The organism is Streptomyces sp. LS1784 (assembly GCF_020103755.1).
In the GTDB taxonomy this organism is placed as follows: domain Bacteria; phylum Actinomycetota; class Actinomycetes; order Streptomycetales; family Streptomycetaceae; genus Kitasatospora.
Map to the genome: position 1 here is coordinate 1 of NZ_JAHSQD010000697.1, position 3,792 is coordinate 3,792.

5 protein-coding genes are annotated in these 3,792 nt (G+C 73.8%); 4 read left to right on the forward strand and 1 reads right to left on the reverse strand.

Annotation, left to right across the window (positions count from 1 at the left end; genetic code table 11):
- The 4 genes from KS423_RS40755 to KS423_RS40770 all read left to right on the forward strand — a co-directional run.
- Positions 1–733 (forward strand): hypothetical protein (locus KS423_RS40755; protein ID WP_224284772.1); only part of this gene is annotated, 733 nt, incomplete at its 5' end.
- Complete coding sequence (locus KS423_RS40760) at positions 730–1,686, forward strand: hypothetical protein (RefSeq protein WP_224284776.1); 957 nt, start codon at positions 730–732, stop codon at positions 1,684–1,686. The genes KS423_RS40755 and KS423_RS40760, both read left to right, overlap by 4 nt.
- Positions 1,687–1,862: 176 nt before the next feature.
- Positions 1,863–2,507, forward strand: coding sequence for a DUF4232 domain-containing protein (locus KS423_RS40765; protein ID WP_224284773.1), 645 nt, complete (start codon positions 1,863–1,865; stop codon positions 2,505–2,507).
- 108 nt (positions 2,508–2,615) lie between these two features.
- Entirely contained in the window at positions 2,616–2,918 is a 303-nt protein-coding gene (locus tag KS423_RS40770; RefSeq protein WP_224284774.1) for a hypothetical protein, read from the forward strand.
- 226 nt (positions 2,919–3,144) lie between these two features.
- Here the strand turns inward: KS423_RS40770 and KS423_RS40775 are convergent.
- The coding region (locus KS423_RS40775) for an endonuclease/exonuclease/phosphatase family protein (protein WP_224284775.1) at positions 3,145–3,792 on the reverse strand (648 nt) is incomplete at its 5' end.

Here is a 3,792-nt window from a genome sequence, read left to right on the forward strand (position 1 = left end):
CTCCCGCCGGCTGCTGCGCGCGGGCGCCGCGACGGCCGCGGCCGCGCTGGTCGGCGTGGCCATCGGCGTCGGCATCATCAAGACCCAGTACGACGACCCCGCGCCGGCCACCGCCGCCGCCCCGTCCACCGCTCCCACGCCCACCGCGACCGCCACGCCGTACGGCGCCAAGTCCAACGGCAGCCACTTCGGCTCCCTGCGCGACCTGCTGCTGCCCGTCCCGGCCGGCTACGAACCGGGCCCGGACGACGGCGGCTACGGCAACGACACCGAGCTGAACGGCGAGCAGCTGTCCGCCGAACTGGACGCCGACCTCCAGCAGCTCCCCAAGGAGAAGCGCGACAAGATGCGCTCCTACTGGGAGGGCATGCACGTCAAGGCCACCGGCGTGCGCACCTACCGCGCCGCCGGGGACGACCTGGTGGTCAGCCTGAAGCTGCGCCAGTTCAACCAGCAGGAAGTGCAGCGGATCAACGAGTACACCGCGGTCTTCACCGGCGACACCGGCCTGTTCCGGATCGGCCCGGCCATCCCGGGCCACCCCGAGGCGCACTGCTACCTGATGCCCGCGCCGCCGTCCGCGCCGATCGACTACCTGGAGTGCTCGGCCGCCGAGGGCGACCTCCTGGTGATCATGAACGCCGAGGGCGTGGCACCGCTGCCCAAGGACAAGATCGTCGCCCTCTTCACCTTCCAGCTCGACCGCCTCGCCCGCCCGGGAGCCTCCGTATGACCGGCCACGCCACCCCGCCGCCGCCCGTTCCCGAGGCCGTCGCGGACCCCGCCGTCCCCCTCGTTCCCGAGGACCCGGCCGCCCCGGCGGACCCCACCGTCCTCGCGGAGCAGGAGGCCCGCCGCACCCGCCGTCGCAAGGCCGCGGTGCGCTGGAGCTGCGCCGCCCTGGTGTTCGCCCTCGCCGGCACCGGCACCGCGCTGGCCGTCACCGCGCCCGAGCGCACCGACCTGCCCGGGCTGGCCACCGCGAGCGACGGCCGCTACACCTTCGCGCCGCTGACGCTGCCGCCGCTGCCCGCCGGCAAGGAGGCCCCGGACGGCAAGGGCAGGTCCCCGCACCAGGCGGACCTGCGCTACCTGCTGCTGCCCGCCCCCAAGGAGGCGGGCGGCCCCCTGACCCCGCCCGTCTTCCCGGCCCCCACCCTCGGCCCCACCCCCTCGGCTTCGCCGACGGCCTCCCCGACGCCCTCGGCCTCCGCCACCGCGCTCGCCCCCGTCTCCGAGTTCGGTCAGTGGGTGCCCTGCGACGCGATCGCCGAGGAACAACAGGACGCGGCCAAGATGCGCTCCCTGCTGCTGGCGGACGCCTGCCGTGCGGCCACCGTCCGGGAGTGGACCGCCTCCGACGGCACCCGCACCCAGATCCGGCTGCTGCGCTTCGGCTCCTTCCGGGAGTCCTGGGACGCCTTCACCGCCCTGCGCGGCAAGGCCCAGCCCAAGGCCGCACCCGACACCAGGACCACCTCCCACTCCGACTGGGACACCGTCGACGGCATCAGCCGCACCGTCATGGAATCCACCACAGCCGGCCCCAAGGGCGACCCCACCGCCCGCTTCGCCTACGTCTCCGCCTCCGACATCCTCGCCGTCATCACCATGACCAACCCCGCGGGCGTCCCGACCGTCCCCTTCCGTCAGGTCGTCACCCTCCAGTCCGACCTGCTCGCCTGACATAGCCTCAGTGAATCTGCGGACGGGCCGGCTTCCCTCGGGGAGCCGGCCCGTCCGCTTTCTCCGCCCTCTGGGACAGGATCGGGATATTTCCCGCACCGGCCCGTGAACGACCCCCCCGTACGGTGGTCACGCATCACAGACCCGCACCGCCCGAACGACAGCAGGAGATCCTCATGCGCACGCGCCGCCTCGTCCTCACCGCCGCCGCCGTCGCGGCGATCGCCGCCACCGCAACGGCCTGCGGACCGGACAACAGCGACGCGGCTCCCGCGGCCACCGGCCCCGCGGCCACCGGCCCTGCGGCCACCGCCGCCGCACCGGCCGGAGCCGCACCGACACAGACCGCCCCGCCCAAGTCCTCCGCCGCCCCCAAGTCCTCCGCCGCCCCGTCCGCCCCCGCCGCCGACAAGAGCGGGTACGGCCAGGCCTGCGGCGCCAACGACCTGGTCTTCGGCGCGAAGGCCGAATCCCAGGCCGGCGGTTACATCCTGATCAGCGCCAAGGCCAAGTCGGGCATCACCTGCACGCTCCCCGCCGGCCACCCCGTCATCGCGTTCGGCTCGGGCGGCATCGAGGCCGCGCCCTTCGAGCACGCCGCCGGAGAGCCGATCACCCTGAGCGGCGCCAAGACCGTGTACGCGGGCATCATGGCCAAGACCACCAAGGGCAACCAGGCGGTCGAGTTCACCGACGTCATCATCGGCATCGGCAACCCCGACCCGAACCCGGCGAGCGTCCCCGTCGGCACCACCCCGGTCGACAAGCCGGTCGTCACCAACTGGCACACCGCACCGAAGGACGCCGTACCCGCGAACTGACGGCAGATCACGGGAAATGACCTCGCTGCCTGATCTCGGTGTCTGTCAGGCCGTTGCCCAGTCATGATCCTGGGCGGGGCAGTCGATCGGCTGCCATATCCTTCTGCCATGGCGAACTGGCGGCGGTCCCTGGGGGATGTCTTCTGGGCTGTGGATCGTGCCCTGGGTGGGCAGAAACGTCCGACGCGGATCCAGAAATGGGCGGCCCGACACCCGATAGGCACGGGCCTTTGCATGGCCGTGCCGTTCACGCTCTTCTTCTTGATGCTGTCGCGTGAGGAGGAACCCGGTGATCCCCTGTTCGCTGTAGTGTTCGGGCTGCTTTTGGGGCTTGTTTTCGGTCTCACGGCCGTGTCAGAGCGGCTCCGGCAGCGTCGCCTCAAGCGTCTGGGGATATGGGACGGGTCTTGAGAGGGTCGGGGGCCGAAGGGACGGCTTCCGGCCTCGGCCCCCGGGCGGTGGGACGCGCGTGGGTCAGCCGGCCTTCGCCGGTTCTTCGGCCCCCGCCCGCGTCGGTCAGTCCCGGGCCCGCGACGCGCCCCCGGCCTGGCGGCCGGGAGGTGCCCACTCCTCCGCCCTGCCATGCACGCACCCCCAACGCCGAGAGCCGACCCGAGCCGCCTGCCGAGGCCCACCGTCACGCCGACAGCCTCGCCGCCACCGGGCGGTGGTCGCTGGGGGTGGCGGGCAGGGTCCAGGTGTCGGTGGCGGCAAGGCCGCGGGTGAGGACGTGGTCGATGCGGACCAGGGGCAGCGCGGCGGGCCAGCTGAAGCCGAAGCCGCCGCGGGCCGGGGTGAGACGGCCGGCCAGCGGGGCGAGGGCGCGGTCGTCGGCGGCGGTGTTGAGGTCACCCAGCAGCACGACCCGGCGCAGCGGTTCGGCGTCCAGGGCCCCGGCGAGGGCGGTGATGTCGCGGTCGCGGTGGGCGGTGGCGAAGCCGGTGACAGTGGTCCGCACCGAGGCGAGGTGGGCGACGTACACCGCCAACGGCCCGCCCGGCGCGCGGACCTCGGCCCGCAGGGAGCGGTTCCAGCCGGGGTCGATGACCAGCCGCCGGGACTCCGTCACCGGGTAGCGGCTCCACAGGGCGACGGTGCCGGTGCGGGCGTGGTGGGGCAGCGCCTGGTCCAGCACGCTCCGGTAGGCGGGCAGGGCCGCGTCGGTGACCTCCTCCAGCGCGACCAGGTCCGGGCCGGCGGCGAGCAGCGCGCGGGCGGTGCCGGCCGGGTCCGGGTTGGCGGCGTTCACGTTGTGGGTGACCACCGTCAGACCCGGCCCGCCGGC